The sequence below is a fragment of the Sphingobium indicum B90A genome (assembly GCF_000264945.2).
Classification (GTDB): Bacteria; Pseudomonadota; Alphaproteobacteria; order Sphingomonadales; family Sphingomonadaceae; genus Sphingobium; species Sphingobium indicum.
Window position 1 is genome coordinate 1,435,611 of the sequence record NZ_CP013070.1, and the last position, 19,451, is coordinate 1,455,061.

The 19,451-nt window shown below is 66.2% G+C and carries 24 protein-coding genes; 16 read left to right on the forward strand and 8 right to left on the reverse strand.

Going from position 1 to position 19,451, the window contains the following annotated elements:
* Positions 1-69: 69 nt before the first annotated feature.
* Both SIDU_RS06925 and SIDU_RS06930 read left to right on the forward strand, forming a co-directional pair.
* A complete protein-coding gene (locus tag SIDU_RS06925; protein WP_073507128.1) occupies positions 70-753 on the forward strand; it encodes a hypothetical protein in 684 nt (227 codons plus the stop codon).
* Positions 754-1,067: 314 nt separating this feature from the next.
* Positions 1,068-1,484: a hypothetical protein gene (locus tag SIDU_RS06930; RefSeq protein ID WP_007688544.1), complete on the forward strand. Its 417-nt coding sequence runs from the start codon at positions 1,068-1,070 to the stop codon at positions 1,482-1,484.
* 114 nt (positions 1,485-1,598) lie between these two features.
* Here the strand turns inward: SIDU_RS06930 and ctrA are convergent, their stop codons facing one another.
* Both ctrA and SIDU_RS06940 read right to left on the reverse strand, forming a co-directional pair.
* Positions 1,599-2,306 carry a response regulator transcription factor CtrA gene (gene ctrA / locus SIDU_RS06935; protein ID WP_007688543.1) on the reverse strand — a complete coding sequence of 236 codons (708 nt, stop codon included), beginning with the start codon at positions 2,304-2,306 and terminating at the stop codon, positions 1,599-1,601.
* 209 nt (positions 2,307-2,515) lie between these two features.
* Positions 2,516-3,409: a LysR family transcriptional regulator gene (locus tag SIDU_RS06940; protein WP_007688541.1), complete on the reverse strand. Its 894-nt coding sequence runs from the start codon at positions 3,407-3,409 to the stop codon at positions 2,516-2,518.
* 107 nt (positions 3,410-3,516) lie between these two features.
* On the opposite strand from SIDU_RS06940, the gene SIDU_RS06945 reads away from it, so the two are divergent.
* From SIDU_RS06945 to SIDU_RS06960, 4 genes are all read left to right on the forward strand, one after another.
* Positions 3,517-4,236 carry a pirin family protein gene (locus SIDU_RS06945; RefSeq protein ID WP_007688539.1) on the forward strand — a complete coding sequence of 240 codons (720 nt, stop codon included), beginning with the start codon at positions 3,517-3,519 and terminating at the stop codon, positions 4,234-4,236.
* A gap of 126 nt (positions 4,237-4,362) precedes the next feature.
* Entirely contained in the window at positions 4,363-4,962 is a 600-nt protein-coding gene (wrbA, locus tag SIDU_RS06950; RefSeq protein WP_007688537.1) for an NAD(P)H:quinone oxidoreductase, read from the forward strand.
* A 440-nt stretch (positions 4,963-5,402) separates the two neighbouring features.
* The gene (gene lgt / locus SIDU_RS06955; RefSeq protein ID WP_007688535.1) at positions 5,403-6,305 is read left to right on the forward strand and encodes a prolipoprotein diacylglyceryl transferase; all 903 of its coding nucleotides are present in this window, start codon (positions 5,403-5,405) and stop codon (positions 6,303-6,305) included.
* A complete protein-coding gene (locus SIDU_RS06960) occupies positions 6,295-7,362 on the forward strand; it encodes a class I SAM-dependent methyltransferase (RefSeq protein WP_007688533.1) in 1,068 nt (355 codons plus the stop codon). The genes lgt and SIDU_RS06960 overlap by 11 nt, the downstream gene beginning before the upstream one ends.
* A gap of 7 nt (positions 7,363-7,369) precedes the next feature.
* Here SIDU_RS06960 and gmk read toward each other — a convergent pair whose 3' ends face one another.
* From gmk to SIDU_RS06980, 4 genes are all read right to left on the reverse strand, one after another.
* On the reverse strand, positions 7,370-8,035 hold the full coding sequence (gmk, locus tag SIDU_RS06965; RefSeq protein WP_007688531.1) for a guanylate kinase: 666 nt from the start codon (positions 8,033-8,035) through the stop codon (positions 7,370-7,372).
* Between the two features lie 52 nt (positions 8,036-8,087).
* Positions 8,088-8,429 (reverse strand): hypothetical protein, encoded by a 342-nt coding sequence (locus SIDU_RS06970; RefSeq protein WP_007688529.1) that lies wholly within the window; start codon positions 8,427-8,429, stop codon positions 8,088-8,090.
* A gap of 49 nt (positions 8,430-8,478) precedes the next feature.
* Positions 8,479-9,864 (reverse strand): class II fumarate hydratase, encoded by a 1,386-nt coding sequence (fumC, locus tag SIDU_RS06975; RefSeq protein ID WP_007688527.1) that lies wholly within the window; start codon positions 9,862-9,864, stop codon positions 8,479-8,481.
* A gap of 67 nt (positions 9,865-9,931) precedes the next feature.
* Positions 9,932-10,408: an SspB family protein gene (locus SIDU_RS06980; RefSeq protein WP_007688526.1), complete on the reverse strand. Its 477-nt coding sequence runs from the start codon at positions 10,406-10,408 to the stop codon at positions 9,932-9,934.
* 98 nt (positions 10,409-10,506) lie between these two features.
* Here SIDU_RS06980 and hisB point away from each other — a divergent pair, with 98 nt between their 5' ends.
* The 7 genes from hisB (at position 10,507) to SIDU_RS07015 (ending at position 14,725) form a co-directional block, all read left to right on the forward strand.
* Positions 10,507-11,094 (forward strand): imidazoleglycerol-phosphate dehydratase HisB, encoded by a 588-nt coding sequence (hisB, locus tag SIDU_RS06985; RefSeq protein ID WP_007688525.1) that lies wholly within the window; start codon positions 10,507-10,509, stop codon positions 11,092-11,094.
* Positions 11,091-11,708, forward strand: coding sequence for an imidazole glycerol phosphate synthase subunit HisH (gene hisH / locus SIDU_RS06990; protein ID WP_007688524.1), 618 nt, complete (start codon positions 11,091-11,093; stop codon positions 11,706-11,708). Before hisB ends, hisH begins: the two co-directional genes overlap by 4 nt.
* Positions 11,709-11,799: 91 nt before the next feature.
* Positions 11,800-12,537 carry a 1-(5-phosphoribosyl)-5-[(5-phosphoribosylamino)methylideneamino]imidazole-4-carboxamide isomerase gene (gene hisA / locus SIDU_RS06995; RefSeq protein WP_007688519.1) on the forward strand — a complete coding sequence of 246 codons (738 nt, stop codon included), beginning with the start codon at positions 11,800-11,802 and terminating at the stop codon, positions 12,535-12,537.
* A 1-nt stretch (position 12,538) separates the two neighbouring features.
* Positions 12,539-13,303: an imidazole glycerol phosphate synthase subunit HisF gene (hisF, locus tag SIDU_RS07000; protein ID WP_007688517.1), complete on the forward strand. Its 765-nt coding sequence runs from the start codon at positions 12,539-12,541 to the stop codon at positions 13,301-13,303.
* Positions 13,304-13,466: 163 nt separating this feature from the next.
* Positions 13,467-13,703 (forward strand): PEP-CTERM sorting domain-containing protein, encoded by a 237-nt coding sequence (locus SIDU_RS07005; protein WP_025551763.1) that lies wholly within the window; start codon positions 13,467-13,469, stop codon positions 13,701-13,703.
* A gap of 42 nt (positions 13,704-13,745) precedes the next feature.
* Complete coding sequence (locus SIDU_RS07010) at positions 13,746-14,066, forward strand: phosphoribosyl-ATP diphosphatase (protein ID WP_007688514.1); 321 nt, start codon at positions 13,746-13,748, stop codon at positions 14,064-14,066.
* A gap of 77 nt (positions 14,067-14,143) precedes the next feature.
* Complete coding sequence (locus SIDU_RS07015; RefSeq protein WP_007688512.1) at positions 14,144-14,725, forward strand: hypothetical protein; 582 nt, start codon at positions 14,144-14,146, stop codon at positions 14,723-14,725.
* A gap of 60 nt (positions 14,726-14,785) precedes the next feature.
* On the opposite strand, the gene SIDU_RS07020 is transcribed toward SIDU_RS07015, so the two are convergent.
* Positions 14,786-15,691: a histone deacetylase family protein gene (locus SIDU_RS07020; RefSeq protein WP_039980436.1), complete on the reverse strand. Its 906-nt coding sequence runs from the start codon at positions 15,689-15,691 to the stop codon at positions 14,786-14,788.
* A 73-nt stretch (positions 15,692-15,764) separates the two neighbouring features.
* Between SIDU_RS07020 and SIDU_RS07025 the strand changes: the two genes are divergently transcribed.
* From SIDU_RS07025 to SIDU_RS07035, 3 genes are all read left to right on the forward strand, one after another.
* A complete protein-coding gene (locus tag SIDU_RS07025; protein WP_007688508.1) occupies positions 15,765-17,219 on the forward strand; it encodes a L,D-transpeptidase family protein in 1,455 nt (484 codons plus the stop codon).
* Positions 17,220-17,224: 5 nt separating this feature from the next.
* Entirely contained in the window at positions 17,225-17,509 is a 285-nt protein-coding gene (locus SIDU_RS07030; protein ID WP_007688506.1) for a hypothetical protein, read from the forward strand.
* A 138-nt stretch (positions 17,510-17,647) separates the two neighbouring features.
* Positions 17,648-18,328, forward strand: a complete 681-nt coding sequence (locus SIDU_RS07035; protein WP_025772081.1) for a murein L,D-transpeptidase catalytic domain family protein — start codon at positions 17,648-17,650, stop codon at positions 18,326-18,328.
* 384 nt (positions 18,329-18,712) lie between these two features.
* Here the strand turns inward: SIDU_RS07035 and SIDU_RS07040 are convergent, their stop codons facing one another.
* Positions 18,713-19,435 (reverse strand): hypothetical protein, encoded by a 723-nt coding sequence (locus tag SIDU_RS07040; RefSeq protein WP_007688503.1) that lies wholly within the window; start codon positions 19,433-19,435, stop codon positions 18,713-18,715.
* Between the last annotated feature and the right edge of the window lie 16 nt (positions 19,436-19,451).

Sequence of the window (19,451 nt, forward strand, 5' to 3'; positions counted from 1 at the left end):
GGCGGGATTAAATCGCATCGCCCTCACGTTGTCTTGTCATCGGATCGACAACGAACAAGGAGACGATCGATGAAAGTCAAGTTCCTGATTGCAACCGCCGCTCTTGCCGCCATGACGGCCGCGCCCGCCTCTGCCCAATTGCTGGGCGGCGGTGGCGGCGGCATGCTGGGCGGCGGCCTGGGCGGCGCGCTGGGTGGCGCGGGCGGATCGCTGGGCGGCACGCTGGGCGGATCTGGCGGCATCGGCCTGGACCGCAGCATCGACCTGGAAAATGGCCGCGTCGGCGCCAGCGGCTCGGGCCATGGCAGCGGCAGCGGTTCCGCATCCGGCTCGGTCAGCCGCCACGGCAAGAGCCACGGCGGCAGCGCTTCGGGTTCCGCCGGCGGATCGGCGGGCGGCAGCCTGACCGCCGACACGCTGGGGACCGGCGATGTGCGCAACGCCGTGGGCGGCCTGCGCGACCAGGCCGGCAGCACGGTCGGCGCAGCGCGGGATCGCGCCGCCGGGACCGCCGCCAAGGCCAAGGACCGCGCCAGCGCCACCGCAGGGGCAGCGCGGGACCGCACCGCAAATGCCGTGGGCCGGACCCGCTCGATAGCCGGCAATGCCGCCGGCAGCGCTGCCGGCGCAGCCAGCGGCGCAGCGAACGGCGCGGGCGGCATCGCCTCGGTGGATGCGGCCGGGCAACTCTCCGGCAGCGGACAGGCCTCTGGTTCGGGCAGCACCGCATCTTCGGATCAGGCGGCCGACTGACCCCGCGCGGAGGCGGCCTGTCCCCGACCGGCTTTCAGCCGCATGGCCGCCTCACCGCCTGATCGAAGGCCGGCGATCATGGAGCGCCCTGCGTCAAATCGGACGCGACGCGCTCCAGGGTCGCCGGCCTTCCCCTTTTTCAAACCGAAGGCTGAAATCCTTTGATCCGAACGGTTTGAGATGATGGTGCTTTTCATGGCATCCCTAAGCGTTTAGATCGGTATGTCAGATGGTTCCGGCCGGCGACGTCGACTGGGGCCAAGGATCGCCAAAGGTGCGTCAAGGCGCCGAATATTGAAGAGATACAGGACTGAATGTCCGTTTCCGATTCCGATTTCGCCTCCAACCGGCAATATGACCGCCAGCGCAGGCTGCTGAAGGCGCTCATGCGCCACGCGGATTATGGCGAAATCGACATCCTGGTCCGCGACGTTTCGGAAATGGGGCTTGGCGGGCGGTGCGATCTCGACCTTGCCGTCGGGGAACGCGTCGTCATCCTCCTGCCCGACTGCCGCCCCGCCCCAGGGAAGATCGCCTGGCGGAAGGGACAGAGCTTCGGCGTGCAACTGGAGGCGCAGATCAATCCGGAAGCGGTCAGAAGCCGCGCGCCCGCAGATCGCCCGGCCGATGGTTATCAGGTGCCGGAGGCGTTCCGGCCATCGGGCGAAACGAAGCGGCCGGGGTTCAGGACGCGGGTGCAGGGACCGGACACCAACAATAAATGGCGATGATCTCGGCTCCGTCCTGAGCGGGCGACGCCATGTTCGGGCGCCGGGGAGCGCCCAGGAAAAAGGCCGGCCATCCCCCAGGGACGCCGGCCTTTTCTTCCGGGCGCCATGGCCGGATCAGGCGACCTTGGTCGCGAATTCCTCCGCCTCGTCCGGATCGCGCAGCACATAGCCGCGGCCCCAGACGGTCTCGATATAATTTTCGCCGTTGCAGGCCAGCGCCAGCTTCTTGCGCAGCTTGCAGATGAAGACGTCGATGATCTTGAGTTCCGGCTCGTCCATGCCGCCATAAAGGTGGTTCAGGAACATTTCCTTGGTCAGCGTCGTGCCCTTGCGGAGCGAAAGCAGCTCCAGCATCGCATATTCCTTGCCGGTCAGGTGGACGCGATTGCCGTCCACTTCCACGGTCTTGGCGTCCAGGTTGACCGCCAGCTTGCCGGTGCGGATGACCGACTGCGAATGGCCCTTGGACCGGCGCACGACCGCGTGGATGCGGGCGATCAGTTCCTCGCGATGGAACGGCTTGGTCACATAATCGTCCGCGCCGAAGCCGAAGGAGCGGACCTTGCTGTCCATCTCCGCCACGCCGGACAGGATCAGCACCGGCGTCTGCACCTTGGCGGCGCGGAGCTTCTTGAGCACGTCGTACCCGTGCATGTCCGGCAGGTTCAGGTCGAGGCAGATGATGTCGTAGTCGTAGAGCTTGCCGAGGTCGAGACCCTCTTCGCCAAGGTCGGTCGTGTAGACGTTGAACCCCTCCGTCGTGAGCATCAGCTCGATCGCCTTCGCGGTCGTCGGTTCGTCTTCGATTAGCAGCACGCGCATGTGAAGCCCCTTTGCGTAGCAGTTCCGTCCACCCCCAAAGAACGACGGCCGCACCAATTCATTAACCAAAAAACTTCTGAAGGACAAAGGTTAATTTTTCGCTAACCGGCAGAAATCCGCGAGTCGCTGGATTTTGAATCTATTTTCAATGTTTTGAAGCCAAAATGATTCAGGCGGAGTCAATATGGATTCGACTTCGAAACGAGCGGTCAACATCCATGATGGCGGGTCAGGAAGTCGAGCACCGCATCCACCCGCGCAGGCCGCAGTCGCGATGGCGGCGTGACGAGGTGAATGCCGAACGGCGGCGGTCGCCAGTCTACCAGTATCTCCTCCAGTTCGCCCGAGGCGATCGCTTCCCCGACGATGAAGTCGGGCAGCCGGGCGATGCCGACGCCGCTGCGCAGCGCGGGCAGCATCGCCTCCCCGCTGTTGACCGTCAGGCGGGCGCGGACCTGCACCACGACATTCTGCTGGCCCGGCCCGGAAAAGCGCCAGACGTCGGGCGTCGGCGTGTTGGAATAGCACAGGCAGTCATGGTCGCCGAGGTCGGACGGATGGGTGGGCCGCCCCCTTTCCGCCAGATAGGCGGGCGACGCCACGACATGCAGCGTGACGTCGGCCAGGCGCCGGGCGCGCAATGAACTGTCGGGCATGTCGGCGATGCGGATGGTGGCGTCCAGGCCCATGTCCACCAGGTCGATGCGCGCATCGGACAGGTGCAGGTCGATGTCGACATGCGGATTCTGCTTCGTGAATTCCGCGACCAGCGGCGCGATGCGGAGCAGGCCGAAGGTCATCGGCGCGCCCAGCCGGACCGTGCCGGAAAGTTCCGCCGTTTCGTCCCTGGCCGCCTCCTCCGCCGCCTGCCCTTCGGAAAGGATGCGGGCCGCATGCTCGGCCAGCCGCCTGCCGCTTTCGGTCAGGGCCAGGCGGCGGCTGGTGCGGCTGAACAGGCTGGTGTCCAGATGCTGCTCCAGCCGCGTCACCGCCTTGGACACGGTGGCCTTCGACACGCTCAGCGCCTTGGCCGCGTCGGTGAAGCTGCGATGCTCCACCACGGCGGCGAACATCGCCCATGCCTCGAAATCGGGAAGACGCATAAGGAAACAATCCGTTTCAATGCTGCTTATTCAAGAAACGATCCTGATTGCTAGATTGATGGAAAGCAAGCCGGAACCTTCCGGCAATCCTTCGAAAGGCCTGAGTGATGAGCATGACAGTTGGCAGCCGGATCGACCGCCGGCCCTTCGCCTCGCTCGGCCACGCCGACCATGGCTGGCTGAATGCGCGGCATCATTTCTCCTTTGCGGACTATTATGATCCGTCCCGCATGCATTGGGGCGCGATCCGGGTATGGAACGACGATGAGATCGGTCCCCGCTCCGGCTTTCCGCCGCACCCGCACGCGGACATGGAGATCATCACCTATGTCCGCACCGGCGCGATCACCCATCAGGACAGCCTGGGCAACAAGGGCCGCACGGAGGCGGGCGACGTGCAGGTGATGAGCGCGGGCAGCGGCATCCGCCACGCGGAATATAATCTGGAGGACGAAACGACGACCCTCTTCCAGATCTGGGTCATGCCGCGCAGCCGGGGCGGCCAGCCGAGCTGGGGCGCCAAGCCCTTTCCCAAGGGCGATCGGTCGGGCCGGCTGGTGGTGCTGGCGAGCGGCCATGACGAGGACAGGGAGGCGCTGCGCATCCGCGCCGACGCCCGGCTGCTGGGCGGCACGGTCAAGGCGGGCGACAGCGTCACCTATGACAGCGCCGAAGGGCGCCACCTCTACCTGGTCCCGGCAACCGGCCGGATCGAAATAGACGGCCAACTGTTCGAGGCGCGTGACGGCGCCGCGATCATCGGCGGCGCGCCCATCACCATCAAGGCCATCGAGGACGCCGAAATCGTCCTGGTGGACAGCGAATAAGGTCCGTCCCTTCTCCCTCCGGACGGGCCGAAAGGCCGCCCGCGCTTCTCCCCCCACTCCGGCGCGGGCGGCCAAATTGTTCGAAACCTTTTTACGATCAACGCATTAGAAGAAATGGAGATACGCATGGCAAAGGTTCTGGTTCTCTACTATTCGTCCTACGGTCATATCGAAACCATGGCGAAGGCCGTGGCGGAAGGCGCGGCGGCCGCCGGCGCGCAGGTCGACATCAAGCGCGTGCCCGAAACGGCGCCGCTGGAAGTCGCGAAAGCCGCGCATTTCAAGCTCGACCAGGAAGCGCCCGTCGCGGCCGTCGCGGACCTGGCGGATTATGACGCGATCATCATCGGCACCGGCACCCGCTTTGGCCGCATGTCCAGCCAGATGGCGGCCTTCCTCGACCAGGCCGGCGGCCTTTGGATGCGCGGCGCGCTGAACGGCAAGGTGGGCGGCGCCTTCACCTCGACCGCCAGCCAGCATGGCGGGCAGGAAACCACCCTGTTCTCGATCATCACCAACCTGCTGCATTTCGGCATGGTGATCGTCGGCCTGGACTATGGCTTTGCCGGCCAGATGGGCGTGGACAAGGTCCGCGGCGGAGCGCCCTATGGCGCGACCACGCTGGCCGACGGCGACGGCAGCCGCCAGCCGAGCGAAGAGGAACTGGACGGCGCGCGCTATCAGGGCCGCCGCATCGCGGAAACGGCGCTGAAGCTGCACGGCTGATGCATGGCTGCGCCGTCTATATGGCGCAGTCGTTGAGCCTTGGGTCGCAAGGCATCAGCGCAAAGGGGGAGCCGGCGCATGGGACTGCGCGTCGGCTCCCCTGTTTTTTGGGGTGAAACGGAGAGCGGCCTAGGGTGTGTGGGGATTCAGTTCAGGGCGCGGCGAAAATAGTGGATTTCGAGAACCGGCGCGCAGCGTACTTAAGTACGTGAGCACCGGAAGCGGAGAAAGCCGCTATTTGCAGCCCGCCATGGGCTGAATCCCCACACACCCTAGCCGACCGAAGGAAAGCTGAACCGAATCCCGGTTCACGGCGGCCTCCGACACCCTTCCGCCTCCACTTCCCCCGCACTTCGCCTGCCCGCTGTCGCAGTCGCCATGCGGCTTCCCGCAGCAGCCGGATCAACTTCCTCCCTTCCCTCCGTCCCCCACCTTGCTCTATGGCGGGGACCGAATTTCCCAAGGGGAACGCCAACTTGATCCTAGACCTTGCCGCCGCCGCTTCGGGCGCCATCCGCTTCGACCAGCTCGGCCTCAGCCCAGTCGCGCTCGACCTCGGCTTCTTCACGCTGAAATGGTACAGCCTCGCCTATCTGGCGGGCATATTGATCGGCTACTGGTATCTGCTGAAGCTGATCGCCCAGCCCGGATCGCCTATGGCGCGCCGCCATGCCGACGACATGATCTTCTACGCGACGCTGGGCATCATCATCGGCGGGCGGCTGGCCTATGTCTTCTTCTACCAGCCCGAAATCCTCCGCAATCCGCTGGACATCTTCAAGCTGTGGAACGGCGGCATGTCCTTCCACGGCGGGGCCATCGGCGTCTCGCTCGGCATCCTCTACATGGCGCGCAAGGAAAAGCTCAGTTGGCTGCGCATCCATGACTTCGTCGCCTGCTGCGTCCCCTTCGGCCTGTTCTTCGGCCGCCTCGCCAATTTCGTGAACGGGGAACTCTGGGGCAAGGAGACGGACGTGCCCTGGGCCATAATTTTCCCGACCGGCGGCCCTTTCCCCCGCCATCCCAGCCAGCTTTACGAAGCCTTCCTCGAAGGCATAGTCCTGTTCCTGATCCTCGCCTTCGCCTTCTGGAAGACCCGCGCCCGCTACAAGCCCGGCATGCTGGTCGGCATCTTCCTGCTCGGCTACGGCATCTTCCGCTTCGGCGTCGAATATGTGCGGGAGGCGGACGCCCAACTCATGGAATTCGCCGCCCGCACCGGGCTGCACATGGGCCAGTGGCTGTGCGTGCCGATGATCCTGGGCGGCCTCTACCTGATCGTCACGGCGAAGGGCCGCCGCGTCCGCGTGGAACCCGTCGCGGGCAGCGCGAGTGTCAGTTGAACTGACCTTGTCCGAACGGCTCGCCCGCCAGATCGAGGCGGGCGGCCCCATCTCCGTCGCCCATTATATGGCGGAGGCGAACCAGCATTATTACGGCACCCGCGACCCGATGGGCGCGGCGGGCGACTTCACCACCGCGCCCGAAATCAGCCAGATGTTCGGCGAACTGATCGGCCTCTGCCTGGCGGACATATGGATGCGGTCCGGCAGCCGCCCGGCGGCCCATTATGTGGAGCTTGGCCCCGGCCGCGGCACGCTGGCGTCCGACGCGCTGCGCGCCATGGCCAGCGTCACCTTCCACCCCCGCGTCCATTTCGTGGAAACCAGCCCCAGCCTGCGCGAACGGCAGGGGGCGCTCATCCCCAATGTCGCGCATCATGATTCCGTGTCCAGCCTGCCCGAACAGGGACCGCTGCTGGTCGTCGCCAATGAATTTTTCGACGCGCTTCCCGTCCGGCAGCTTGTCCGCGTCGGCAGCGAATGGCGCGAGCGAGTCGTCGTCCGCCCCGATCCGGACCAGCCCGACCGTTTCGCCCCCATGGCCGGATACCGCCGCGTCGAATCCGGCATCCCCGCCATGGCCGCCGACGCCCCGGAAGGCGCGATCCTGGAAATGCCCCTCGCAGGATCGGCCATCGCGCTGGAACTGGCGCACCGAATCGCGAAGCAGGGCGGCGCCGCCATCGTCATCGACTATGGCTATGAAGGCCCGGCGACCGGCGACACGCTCCAGGCGGTCAGGGCGCATCGCTATGCCGATCCCTTCCTGGAACCGGGCGAGAGCGACCTCACCACCCATGTCGATTTCACCATGATCGGCAATATGGCGCGGCAGGCCGGGCTGCGCGTGACGCGGACGGTCGGCCAGGGCGCCTTCCTGCGCCAGCTCGGCATCGACGCCCGCGCCGATCAACTCAGCAGGACCACGCCCGCCCGCGCAGAGGAGGTGGAGGCCGCCCGCCGCCGCCTGACCGACGACGACGCGATGGGAACGCTGTTCAAGGCGATGGCCTGGGTCCATCCCGACTGGGCCGACCCTGCGGGGTTCGAGGGTTGAAAGACCCTCAATCCTCCTGATGATAGCGGCTGAGCCTGCGGATGAAGCCGATCAGCCCGGTCTGGCGGCTGCGCTTCATGCGTTCGGCATGCAGGATGGTCTGGACCCGCTGGAAGCAATCCTCCGCATCGACATTGCACAGCACATAATCATAGCCGTCCCAATGCGCGATCTCTCCGGCGGCGCGGGCCATGCGGCCCTCGATCACCTCATTGCTGTCCGTCGCCCGGCCCCGCAAACGCCGCTCCAGTTCCTCCATCGACGGCGGCAGGATGAAGATGCGCACGACATCGCCGCCCGCAATCTGGTGCAACTGCTGCGCGCCCTGCCAGTCGATGTCGAACAGCACGTCCCGCCCCGACTTCAGCATCGCCTCCACCGGCGCCCGAGGCGTGCCGTAACGCTGGCCAAAGACATGCGCCCATTCCAGGAATTCATGATCGGCGATCATCCGCCGGAATTCCTCCAGATCGACGAAATGATAATCCTTGCCGTCGACCTCGCCCGGCCGCATCGGCCGCGTCGTCGCGGACACCGACATCGCCAGATCCGGTTCGGCGGCGAGCAATTTGCGCGCAATGGTGGATTTGCCGGCGCCCGAAGGCGAGGAAAGAACGAACAGGACGCCGCGGCGCTTGAAATCGGGCGTCTCGATGGGAATGCTGTCGGCCATGGCCGCTAGTGCCGCCATGGACGCGATTTGGCAAGGGGGGACTATCGCGCCGTCAACGCTTGCGGGCCTTGCGCGCCTCCTCGATCAGGATCGGCGGCGCGCTGCCGTCGGGCAGCGCCTTGGTGGTGCGCTTGCGGTCCGCCTCGCGCTTCGCCTCATAGACCTTGCCGGCCATGTAGGCGCCCGTCACGAACAGCGCGCCGACCGGATGGCGCATGATGAGCCGCTTTGCGCCCATGCCCGCGATCAGGCCGATAACGCCCTTCTTGCCCGTGTCCGCCGCGACCCGCGCCGCGACGACCGTCGCCCCGACACGCGCCGCCTTCCTGAGCAGCCCGGCCTTGCGGGGCGGGCGAACGGCGATCAGCGGTTTATCGGGCGATGTCTTGCTCATAAGGCGTCAATGTATCGCAGCCTGCCCGGTTCCGCCATGTTGATCTGGATCAGACCATATTTTCCGGCCGCACCAGCCGGTCGAACGTCGCCTCGTCCACCAGCCCCAATGCCAGCCCCGCCTCCTTCAGCGTCAACCCTTCGGCATGGGCGTGCTTGGCGATCTTCGCGGCATTGTCATAGCCGATTTCAGGCGCCAGCGCCGTCACCAGCATCAGCGAGCGGTCGACCAGTTCGGCGATCCGCCTTTCATTCGCCTCCAGCCCCTCGACGCAGCGTTCGGCGAAACTGTCCATCCCGACGCTCAGCAGATGGATGGACCGCAGCACCGCCGCGCCGATCATCGGCTTGAACACATTGAGTTCCAGATGCCCCTGCAACCCGCCGACCGTAACCGCCTGATGATTGCCGATCACCTGCGCGGCGACCATCGTCAGCATCTCGCACTGGGTCGGGTTGACCTTGCCCGGCATGATCGAACTGCCCGGCTCATTGGCGGGCAGGTCCAGTTCGCCAAGGCCCGAACGCGGCCCGCTGCCCAGCAGGCGGATGTCGTTGGCGATCTTGGTCAACGCCACAGCCAGAGTCGCCAGCGTGGAGGACAGGTGCACCAGCGGATCGTTGGACGCCAGCGCCTCGAACTTGTTTTCCGCCGTCCGGAACGGCAGGCCGGTCAGCGTCGCGATCTCCTTCGCCACCGCCGCGTCGAAACCTGCGGGCGCGTTGAGGCCGGTGCCGACCGCCGTGCCCCCCTGCGCCAGCGCCGTCATGCCGTGCATGGTCGCGGGTTCGATCCGCTTGCGGCTGCGGTAAAGCTGATGCGCATAGCCGGAAAATTCCTGCCCCAATGTCAGCGGCGTCGCATCCTGCAAATGGGTGCGGCCGATCTTGACGATGCCCGCCCACGCCTTCGCCTTGGCGTCCAGCGCGGCGTGCAGCCGGTCGAGCGCGGGGAACAAATGCCCCGTCACTGCCCGCGCCGCCGCGATATGCAATGCCGTGGGGAAGCTGTCGTTGGACGATTGCCCCATATTCACATGATCGTTGGGATGGACCGGGCTTTTCCCGCCGCGCCTGCCGGTCAGCGCCTCATTGGCGATGCCCGCGATCACCTCATTGACGTTCATGTTGGACTGGGTGCCGCTGCCCGTCTGCCAGATGACGAGCGGGAACTGGTCGTCATGGCGGCCCGCGATCACCTGCGCCGCCGCCGCCTCTATGGCGTCGGCCAGGCCCGAATCGAGTCCATGGCCGCGATTCACCCGCGCCGCCGCCTGCTTCACGATGGCCAGCGCGTGGACGATGCCGATCGGCATGCGCTCATCGGGACCGAAGGGGAAATTCTCGATGCTGCGCTGGGTCTGCGCGCCCCAATAGGCGCCGGCGGGCACTTCGATGGCGCCGATGCTGTCTGTTTCGGTGCGGGTATCGCTCAAGTCGGGCACTCCCTGAAATGGCCGGAGTGCCGCCAATCTGGGGACGCCCGGTCCCCGATACCAGAGCCTATTTCTTCTTGCCGAAATCCACGGTCACGACATTGGAGCCGTCCTCGGTCATGACCTGCGGCGCGTCGTTTTCCGCCTCCTCATGCGGTTCGGGCGCGATGTCGGCCTGCGCCTGGAACTGGAGGGCGAAATTGACCGCCGGATCGACGAAGGCGGTGATCGCGGCGAAGGGAATATGCAGATGCGCCGCCACCTGGTTGAAGGTCAGGCTGACCCCGAAGGCGTCGTCGCTGACCTTCAGATCCCAGAATTTGTTCTGGAGCACGATGGTCATCTCGTCCGGGAAGCGTTCGACCAGATGGCGCGGAATATCGACTCCGGCGGCCTGGGTCTTGAAGGTGATGTAGAAATGATGCGCGCCGGGAAGCCCGCCGGAACGCTCGATTTCGCCCAATACGCGGCCGACCACGGCGCGCAGGGCCTCCTGCACGATTTCGTCATAGGGAATCAGGCTGTCGGGCAGGTCTTCGCTCATGCGCCAATGTCCTAACGGCGCGGCGGCGCGGGTCAAGTGCGCGCCACAGATTGCCGGGCACATTGCAACAGCCGCACAGTTCGCTATAGGGCGCAGCCATGCGCACGGCCGACATTCACCGCAACACTGCGGAAACGCAGATCGACGTGACCGTCAATCTCGACGGCACCGGCATCTATACCGTTTCGACGGGCATCGGTTTTTTCGATCATATGATCGAACAACTGTCCCGCCATTCGCTGATCGACATGGACGTGAAGACGGTCGGCGACCTGCATGTCGACCAGCATCACACGACGGAGGACACCGCCATCGCCATCGGCGAGGCGGTGGCCAAGGCGCTGGGCGACAAGCGCGGCATATCCCGCTACGGCAGCGTCTATTCCCCGATGGACGAGACGCTGACCCGCGTGTCGCTGGACATTTCCGGGCGTCCCTGGCTGGTGTTCAAGGCGGATTTCACCGTGCAGCGCATCGGCGAATGGGACGCGGAGATGGTGGAGCATTTCTTCCACAGCTTCGCCCAGGCCGCCGGGATCACGCTGCACATCGAAAATCTCTACGGCAGCAACAATCACCATATCGTCGAAAGCTGCTTCAAGGGCCTGGCCCGCGCCTTGCGGCAGGCGGTGGAGATCGATCCGCGCAAGGCCGACGCCATTCCGTCGACCAAGGGGATATTGTGACGACGCTTGCCCTGATCGATTACGGCGCGGGCAACCTTCATTCGGTGCATAACGCCCTGCGCAAGGCGGGCGCGACGGACGCCGTCATCACCGCCGACGCCGATGTCGTGGCGAGGGCCGACCGGATCGTATTGCCCGGCGTCGGCGCCTTCCGCGCCTGCCGCGACGCGCTGGTCGCCATCCCCGGCATGGTGGAGGCGATGAATGAAGCCGTGCACCAACGCGGCGCGCCCTTCCTGGGCGTGTGCGTGGGCATGCAGTTGCTGGCCGATGCGGGGGAGGAATTCGGGCGGCATGAGGGGCTGGGCTGGATCGGCGGCACCGTGCGCCTGATCGAGCCGCAAGACCCGGCGGTCAAGGTGCCGCATATGGGCTGGAACGACGTGACCCTGCGCGGCGCGCCGCCGCTACTGGAAACGGGCGAGGCCTATTTCCTGCACAGCTATCATTTCGACGCGGCCGACCAGGCCGATGTCGCCGCCGTCACCGATCATGGCGGGCCGCTGGTCGCCGCGGTCGCGCGCGACACGATCATCGGCTGCCAGTTTCACCCGGAAAAGAGCCAGAATTACGGCCTTTCCTTCCTGTCCCGCTTTCTGGAATGGCGTCCATGAGCCTGCCCTTCCCCCCGTTCGTGTCGAGCGAAGTCAAGACATGGGGCGTGCAACAAATTCTCGACTTCGCTCGAACCGAACGGATGTTGAAATGAGCCTCATCGTTTTTCCCGCCATCGACCTCAAGGGCGGCCAGGTCGTCCGCCTGGCGGAGGGCGACATGAACCGCGCTACCGTCTATGGCGACAATCCCGCCGCGCAGGCGATATTGTTCGCGGAAGCGGGCGCGCAGCACCTGCATGTGGTCGATCTGGACGGCAGCTTCGCGGGTCGCGCCGTCAACGCCGAAGCGGTCGAAGCCATTGTCGAAGCCTTCCCCGGCCATGTGCAACTGGGCGGCGGCATCCGCAACCGGGAGGCGGTGGAACGCTGGTTCGACCTGGGCGTATCGCGCATCGTGATCGGCACGGCGGCGCTCAAAGACCCGGATTTCGTCAAGGCGGCGGCGCGGGACTTCCCCGGCGGCATCGTCGTGGCGGTGGATGCGCGGGACGGCTTCGTCGCGACCGACGGCTGGGCGGAGAAGTCCGACATGCCGGTGGTCGACCTTGCCCGGCGGTTCGAGGATGCGGGGGTGGCCAGCCTGCTCTTCACCGACGTGGGCCGCGACGGCCTGCTCAAGGGCTGCAATATCGACGCGACCGTCGATCTGGCGCGGGCCACGAACATTCCCGTGATCGCCAGCGGCGGCGTCGCGGGCATCGCGGACATCCGCATCCTCAGCCTGCATGCCGATGAAGGCATCGAAGGCGTGATCACCGGCCGGGCGCTCTATGACGGGCGGCTGGACCTGAAGACCGCGCTGGCCGTGGCGCAGGCGGCGGCGTGACATGACCGTCCGCACCCGCGTCATCCCCTGCCTCGACGTCGCCAATGGCCGGGTGGTCAAGGGCGTGAACTTCATCGACCTGCGCGACGCGGGCGATCCGGTCGAGCAGGCCAAGGTCTATGATGCGGCGGGCGCGGACGAGCTCTGCTTCCTCGACATCACCGCCACCCATGAGGCGCGGGGCACCATATTGGACGTGGTGCGGCGCACCGCCGAAGTCTGCTTCATGCCCGTAACGGTCGGCGGCGGGGTGCGCAGTCCCGAAGATGCGCGGGCGCTGCTGCTCGCGGGCGCGGACAAGGTGGCCGTGAACAGCGCCGCCGTCGCCCGGCCGGAAGTGGTGGCCGACATCGCCGACCGCTTCGGCAGCCAGTGCGTCGTCGGCTCCGTCGATGCCCGGCGGGTAGCGGAAGGCCGCTGGGAAATCTTCACCCATGGCGGGCGCAAACCCACCGGCATCGACGCGCTGGACCATGCCGTCAGGCTGGCGGAACTGGGCGCTGGCGAACTGCTCGTCACTTCCATGGACGGCGACGGGACCAAGGCGGGCTATGACCTTGCCCTCACCCGCGCCATTGCCGATGCGGTTTCGGTCCCGGTGATCGCCAGCGGCGGCGTCGGCACGCTGGACCATCTGGTCCAGGGCGTGGTGGAGGGGCATGCCAGCGCGGTGCTGGCGGCCTCCATATTTCATTTCGGTCAACATAGCATTGCTGAAGCGCATCAGGCGCTTGCCGCCGCTGGCATAGCGGTGCGGGCCGCCTGACCGACCGCATTCCGCCGAAAAAGCGTCGGTTTCCTTTACATTAACCAATGACGGCAGGCCTGCGTTAACCATTGCGCCCCCCTTCCGCCTCCATTTGGCGGAACTGGCACGGCGCCTGCACCTCTTCCCTCACCTGACTCAAATCAACAGCGGGGTGAAGACGATGAATGTGAACAAGCTGTTTCTGGCCGCTGGCGTGGCCGCTCTGATGGGCGCGGCGGCTCCGGCGGAAGCGACCTGGTGCTGGGGCAAGAAGTGCGGCGGCTCCAGCAGCTCGGGCGGTTCCTCGTCCGGCGGCACGCCGACGCCGGTGCCCGAACCGGAGCAGATGGCGCTGTTCGGCCTGGGCGCAGCGGTGCTGGGCGCGCGGGTTTTCGTCGCCCGCCGCAAGCGCAAGTAAGTTTTCGTTTGACGGTTTGCGCGCGCGGCGCTTGATGGCGCCATGCGCGCGACCCTTTTCGACCTTGAACGAACCATCCGCCAGCGGCGGGATGCCGATCCCGGCCAATCCTATGTGGCGAAGCTGACCGCCAAGGGGCGGGCCAAGATCGCGCAGAAAGTCGGCGAAGAGGCCGTGGAGACGGTGATCGCCGCCATGGCTTCCGACCGGCAGGGCGCGATCGGGGAAAGCGCGGACCTGCTGTTCCACCTGCTGGTGCTGCTGGCCGACCTCGACATCTCGCTGGACGACGTGCTGGACGAACTCGACCGGCGCGAAGGCGTGTCGGGCATATCGGAAAAGGCCTCCCGCAAGGGCGATTGAGCGCCCTTCCCGGAAAGATATTGCCGTTCCGGCGTTTGTCCGTCAGCCTCTCGACCGTTGAGAGGACAGGAGGGCATATGTTCAAGACCCTGTTGGGCGGCTTGATCGGCGGCGTCGCCATGTATCTCGTCGGCTTCATCTTCTGGGGGACGCCGCTGAGCGCCCTCGCCTTTAACCGCGCCGAATCCGCCGCCGGCAGCAATTTGCAGGCGGCCCTGGCGCAGGCGCTGACGCCGTCGGGCACCGGCGTCTATGTGATTCCCGACCCGGCGACCGCGCAGGGCACCATCCTCTACGGCAAGGGGCCTGTCGCGACGGTCTTCTACAACAACAGCGGATTTCCGGTGACCGATGCCGGGGCGCTGATCGGCGGGCTGATCCTGGCGCTGGTCGTCGGCATCGTCATCGCGCTGATGCTGCGGTTGGCGAGCGGCGATCTGGGCGGCCGGGCGAGAGCGACGGTCCTGTTCGCGCTCGCGGCCGTGCTGTGGCTGCATGTAGGGCAAGCCGTGTTCAATCATGCGCCCTGGGGCTATATCCTTTATCTGGCCTTCAGCGATTTCGCGGCGCTGGTCGCGGCGGGATTGGTCGCGGCAAAAATCATGGAGAGCAGGCAGGCCGCCGGTTCCGACGCGACGGGGGAGGCGACGCTGCATTGAGCGCGGATGGGGGTTTGCCGACCTTCTGTTTTCCTTGAAGCATAGCGCGCTCGACGGCAGCTATCGGCCATCGCCCGCCTCTTCCGCCAGCCGGATCATGCAGTCGGCATGCCGCCGGGCGATGGCCATGCGGTCTTCGCCATAGCCGCCGCCCATGGTGCTGGCGAGCGGAATGCCCCGGCGGCGCGCGGCGCGCATCACGGCGCGGTCCCGGCGGTCCAGGCCGGCATCGCTCAGCGCCAGACGGCCGAGGCGGTCCCCTTCATGCGGATCGACCCCGGCCTGGTAGAGGATCAGGTCGGGCCGGAAATCGTCGAGCACGGGCGGCATGACCTTCATAAGGGCATCCATATAGGCTTCGTCGCCCGTGCCGTCGGGCAGGCCTATGTCAAGCGTCGAGCGGGCCTTGCGCACGGGAAAGTTGCGGTCCGCATGGATAGACAGGGTGAATATGTCCCCTCGCCCGCCGGTCAGCACGGCCGTGCTGACCCCCTGATGCACGTCGAGGTCGAGGATCAATATCCGCCGCGCGTCCCCCTCCGCGATCAGCCGGTTCGCGGCGATGGCCAGGTCGTTGAACACGCAATATCCCGCGCCGCTGCCGGGCAGCGCATGATGGCTGCCGCCCGCCGCATTGGCCGCATAGCCATGGCGCATGGCGAGCCGCGCCGCCAGCCATGTGCCGCCGGGCGACAGCATGGAACGGCGCGCCACCCGCGCCGTCACCGGAAAGCCGATGCGCCTTTCCTTTTCCGGCGGCACGGCCTGCGTCGCGACCTGCTCGACATAATCGGGGTCGTGGACCGCCTCTATCCAGGCGCGCGGCATGGGGGCGGGTTCATGCACGGTAAAGGGTGCCGCCGCCATGGTCAGCGCCTCCATCACCAGCCCGTATTTGTCGAAGCGAAAGGAACTGCCCGCTGTTGCCGGAGAGACATAGGCCGGATGGTGAACGACGTGCAGCATCATCTTTTCCGCTATCTTCGAGTTTGAACGATGCGGGCTTTGCGCTATCTGGTCCAGCATGAACCGTCCTGAAATGATCCGTTTTTCCGTAATTTCCCTCCTGGCCGCCGTCGCGCTGCCCGCGGCGGCGCAGCCGCCCGCCGTCGCGCCGACCATGCCGGCGCCCTCGTCGCAGCCCCCCGCCCCGCAGGTCATCCTGCCCCCGGCCATCGTCACGCCGCCGCCCGTGCCGCTGCCGCAACCCTCGGCGGCGCAGGAAAAATGGCTGAACGAATGGCTGAAGGGTGGCGCGGTGCAGGGGCTGATGGCACGGGCCAGGGCGACCGGAGAACTGAAGGGCGACGCGCTTCTGTCCGCCGTGCTGGACCGGGCGAAGGCGCTCAGCACCGGGCGCGTGGACACCGCCGATTTCCTGGAGATCTGGGCCTTGCGCCCGGCGCGGTTCGACCCCCGGCCCGGCCTTGCCAAGGCGATCGCCGAAGACAGGCTGCCGCAATGGGCGCTCAGCCTGACGCCGCCCTATGCGGGCTATGACGGGCTGCGCAAGGGCCTCGCCAATTATGAGCGGATTCGCGATGCGGGCGGCTGGCCGACGCTGACGGCGCAATCCTCGCCCGATGTCGTGCGGGCGCGCATCGCCATAGAGGACAAGAGCGTCACGCCCGGCGAAAAGCTGGTCGACGTGCTGCAACGGGCGCAGCGGCGCTATGGCCTCAACCCCACCGGCCTGCTGGACGCCCGGACGCTCAGGGAACTGAACGTGCCGGTGGACGACCGCATCGCCGCGATCATGGCGAATATGGAACGCTGGCGCTGGATGCCGCGGCAATTGCCGGTCAACCGGGTACAGGTGAACATCGCCGCCGCCGTGCTGACCGTGTTCGAGGGGGACGAGCCGGTGACGTCGATGCGCGCCGTGACGGGCGCGCCCGACAATGCGACGCCGATGCTGGTTTCCAGCATCCATTCCATCGTGGTTAATCCGCCGTGGAACGTCCCCGCCTCCATCGCCAAGCGCGAATTATGGCCCAAGGGGCGCGCCGCGCTGATCCGTCAGGGCTACAAGATCGTCGGCACGCCGGAGACCGGGGAGCGCATCGTGCAGCCCGCCGGCCCCAACAGCGCGCTGGGCCGGTTGAAGTTCGACTTCAACAATCCCTTCGCCGTCTACCTGCACGACACCCCGTCGCGAGCGAAATTCTCAAGCTATGACCGACTGGCGAGCCATGGCTGCATCCGCCTGGAAAAGCCCGTGCCGCTGGCGGAACTGATGGTGGCGAGCGATCCCGACCTTGCGGGCAAGATCCAGTCGCTGATCGACACCGGCAAGACCCAGCGCGTGTCGCTGCCGAAGGAAGTGGCGGTGTACCTGCTTTACTGGACCGCCTTTGCCGGCAATAACGGCACGATGAACTTCCGTTCCGATCCCTATGGCTGGGACAAGCTGCTGGCGGCGAAGATCGAGGCGTCCAGCCGCCGCGTCGATCCGACCGCCGCGCCCGCCGCCACCATCGCATCCAAGGATTGATCTTCATGCGCAAACTCGCCCTTTTCGCCCTTGCCGGCACGCTCGTCCTCGCCGCCTGCGGCAAGAAGGAGGAAGAGGCGCCCGTGACCAACAACCTGGTCGAACCGCCTGTCGAGAACGTCATCGAGGAAGAACCCGTGGCCCCGGCGCCGGAGCCGAGCAACAATGCCGCGCCGGAACCCGCCCCGCCGCCCAGCATTTCCGAACAGCAGCAGATAGAAGATGACGCCGCCGCGACCGGCATGACCGCGCGCCTGGGCGGCGACGAAGGCGCGAACGCCACCGAATAGGCCCCCAGGCATCGGCCGCGGTCTCCCGCCCCGGAAAGGAGGCGGGACGACGGTTTTCCGGCCATCATGGGGATGGACGGCGGCGGCGATCCGGCGGCGCCCTTGGACTGTCGCCGCTCCTTTGCTATATTGCGATTCATGGATCGTCGTAATTTTACCAAGCTCGCTTTGAGCGGGCTGGCTTTTTCGTTTCTTGCCGACAGTGCCGGGCGGGCCGCTCCGCTGGGCGAAACGCAGCCGCAGCCGGCCGTTCCTCCGGTTCCGCGTCCCGCCTCGCCGGGACCGCTCGCTGCCCAGCCCTATGCGAAACTGCTGGAACGGGCCAAGGCCGCGCTGGACCAGCATGGGCATATGTTCACGCTGCGCGACCGGGTGGCGCTGGCCGATTTCAACGCGCCATCCCGCGAATTGCGCTTCCATGTGGTCGATCTGATCGGCGGACAGGCCAGTTCCTATCTGGTCGCCCACGGCCGCGGTTCCGACCCGGAGCATTCGGGATGGCTCCACAGCTTTTCCAATGAGCCCAATTCGCTGGCGAGCAGTTCTGGCGCGTTCAAGACCGGCGAAATCTATGAGGGCCAGCACGGCCGGGCGATGCGGCTGGCCGGGCTGGACCCGCAGAACAACAATGCGGAAATGCGCGCCATCGTCGTGCATGGCGCGGACTATGTCAGCGAGAACCATATCGCGAGCTGGGGCAAGATCGGCCGCAGCGAGGGCTGCTTCGCGCTTGCCCGCCATATGCTGCCGCAATTCATCGGCCTGATGGGGCCGGGTCGGCTGCTCTATGCCGACAAGATCACGGGCATAACGGCCTAGGCAGCGTGGACAAATTCGAAAATGTCGTGAAATGGCCAGTTGCGGACATTGCCCCACCGTCACCCCGGGCTTGACCCGGGGTCCCGCTTTCTTTCTGAGTGCCGCGCCTCGTCCAAGGCAGCGGGACCCCGGGTCAAGCCCGGGGTGACGAAAGGAGGGGGTGGCGGGAAACCACCCAAATCACTCAGTCCGGCAAGTCTTGAATTTGTCCACGCTGCCTAGGACAAGAGCTTTCGGCGCGCCCCTGCGGCGGCAGGAGCCAGTTGCGACCTTGGCGCTAGGGCGATTCCAAGCGAACGGAACCGATCGCTGATTAACCACGAATCCAGAGCGGAGAGCTGATTCATCAGATCAAAACCCGCTCTGGACGAACGGAAAGCCGCGTCAGCCCGATTTGGCGCCAGTCATCGCCTCGATGGAGGGCCTGTTCATCGCATCGATGGTGCCGTCGCTCAGCATCGCCTTGCCCATGTTCAGCGCTTCGGCGGACAGGGCCGGGTCGTTGCCGGTCTGGCTGGCCCCGATCAGCGCCGACAGCAGGATGTTCCGGGACACCGCGTCCTGGGCGTTTTCCGCGACGGACTTGCGGGCGAGGGCCAGCGCCTCCTGATAGAGGGGATCAGCGCCGGTCTTGTCACTGCCGGCCAGCTTCTGATTGCCCATCTGGATCAATATGCCGGCGAAGATATTGCGGCTGGCGGCGTCGGCGGGTTTCGCCTCCACCAGCTTGCGCCAATAGGGCGCGGATTCGGTGTAGAGCGCGATCACCTTGTCCATCCTGCCCAGCGCGCCCTGAGCCGCCGCATTGGCGTAAAGCGCGTTGGCGAGGAAATTCACATTGTCGATCTTGGCGGGATCGGCCTGCACCGCCGTGCGGATGGCGGGCAGCGCGGCTTCATATTTCGCGGCGGCGCCGGCATTGTCGCCGGCCTGCTGCGCGGTCTGTCCGGCGGTGAAATCCGTGACCGCCTGGTTGAAGGCAGCGATCTGCTCCGGCGTCATCTGGCCTGCGGCGGGAGCGGCCTGCGCCGCCTCCTGCGCAAGCGCCGGCGCCGCCAGCGGCGCGGACAGGGCGATCAGGGCGACGAGAAAGGTACGGGACGGCAAGATGGACACTCCTCGA

Excerpts from the sequence above, each read along its gene's own strand:
- SIDU_RS06925 (WP_073507128.1), top strand. The coding sequence starts at position 70 with ATGAAAGTCAAGTTCCTGATTGCAACCGCCGCTCTTGCCGCCATGACG.
- SIDU_RS06930 (WP_007688544.1), top strand. The coding sequence starts at position 1,068 with ATGTCCGTTTCCGATTCCGATTTCGCCTCCAACCGGCAATATGACCGC.
- ctrA (WP_007688543.1), bottom strand. The coding sequence starts at position 2,306 with ATGCGCGTGCTGCTAATCGAAGACGAACCGACGACCGCGAAGGCGATC.
- SIDU_RS06940 (WP_007688541.1), bottom strand. The coding sequence starts at position 3,409 with ATGCGTCTTCCCGATTTCGAGGCATGGGCGATGTTCGCCGCCGTGGTG.
- SIDU_RS06945 (WP_007688539.1), top strand. The coding sequence starts at position 3,517 with ATGAGCATGACAGTTGGCAGCCGGATCGACCGCCGGCCCTTCGCCTCG.
- wrbA (WP_007688537.1), top strand. The coding sequence starts at position 4,363 with ATGGCAAAGGTTCTGGTTCTCTACTATTCGTCCTACGGTCATATCGAA.
- lgt (WP_007688535.1), top strand. The coding sequence starts at position 5,403 with ATGGCGGGGACCGAATTTCCCAAGGGGAACGCCAACTTGATCCTAGAC.
- gmk (WP_007688531.1), bottom strand. The coding sequence starts at position 8,035 with ATGGCCGACAGCATTCCCATCGAGACGCCCGATTTCAAGCGCCGCGGC.
- SIDU_RS06970 (WP_007688529.1), bottom strand. The coding sequence starts at position 8,429 with ATGAGCAAGACATCGCCCGATAAACCGCTGATCGCCGTTCGCCCGCCC.
- SIDU_RS06980 (WP_007688526.1), bottom strand. The coding sequence starts at position 10,408 with ATGAGCGAAGACCTGCCCGACAGCCTGATTCCCTATGACGAAATCGTG.
- hisB (WP_007688525.1), top strand. The coding sequence starts at position 10,507 with ATGCGCACGGCCGACATTCACCGCAACACTGCGGAAACGCAGATCGAC.
- hisA (WP_007688519.1), top strand. The coding sequence starts at position 11,800 with ATGAGCCTCATCGTTTTTCCCGCCATCGACCTCAAGGGCGGCCAGGTC.
- hisF (WP_007688517.1), top strand. The coding sequence starts at position 12,539 with ATGACCGTCCGCACCCGCGTCATCCCCTGCCTCGACGTCGCCAATGGC.
- SIDU_RS07005 (WP_025551763.1), top strand. The coding sequence starts at position 13,467 with ATGAATGTGAACAAGCTGTTTCTGGCCGCTGGCGTGGCCGCTCTGATG.
- SIDU_RS07010 (WP_007688514.1), top strand. The coding sequence starts at position 13,746 with ATGCGCGCGACCCTTTTCGACCTTGAACGAACCATCCGCCAGCGGCGG.
- SIDU_RS07015 (WP_007688512.1), top strand. The coding sequence starts at position 14,144 with ATGTTCAAGACCCTGTTGGGCGGCTTGATCGGCGGCGTCGCCATGTAT.
- SIDU_RS07020 (WP_039980436.1), bottom strand. The coding sequence starts at position 15,691 with ATGCTGCACGTCGTTCACCATCCGGCCTATGTCTCTCCGGCAACAGCG.
- SIDU_RS07025 (WP_007688508.1), top strand. The coding sequence starts at position 15,765 with ATGATCCGTTTTTCCGTAATTTCCCTCCTGGCCGCCGTCGCGCTGCCC.
- SIDU_RS07030 (WP_007688506.1), top strand. The coding sequence starts at position 17,225 with ATGCGCAAACTCGCCCTTTTCGCCCTTGCCGGCACGCTCGTCCTCGCC.
- SIDU_RS07035 (WP_025772081.1), top strand. The coding sequence starts at position 17,648 with ATGGATCGTCGTAATTTTACCAAGCTCGCTTTGAGCGGGCTGGCTTTT.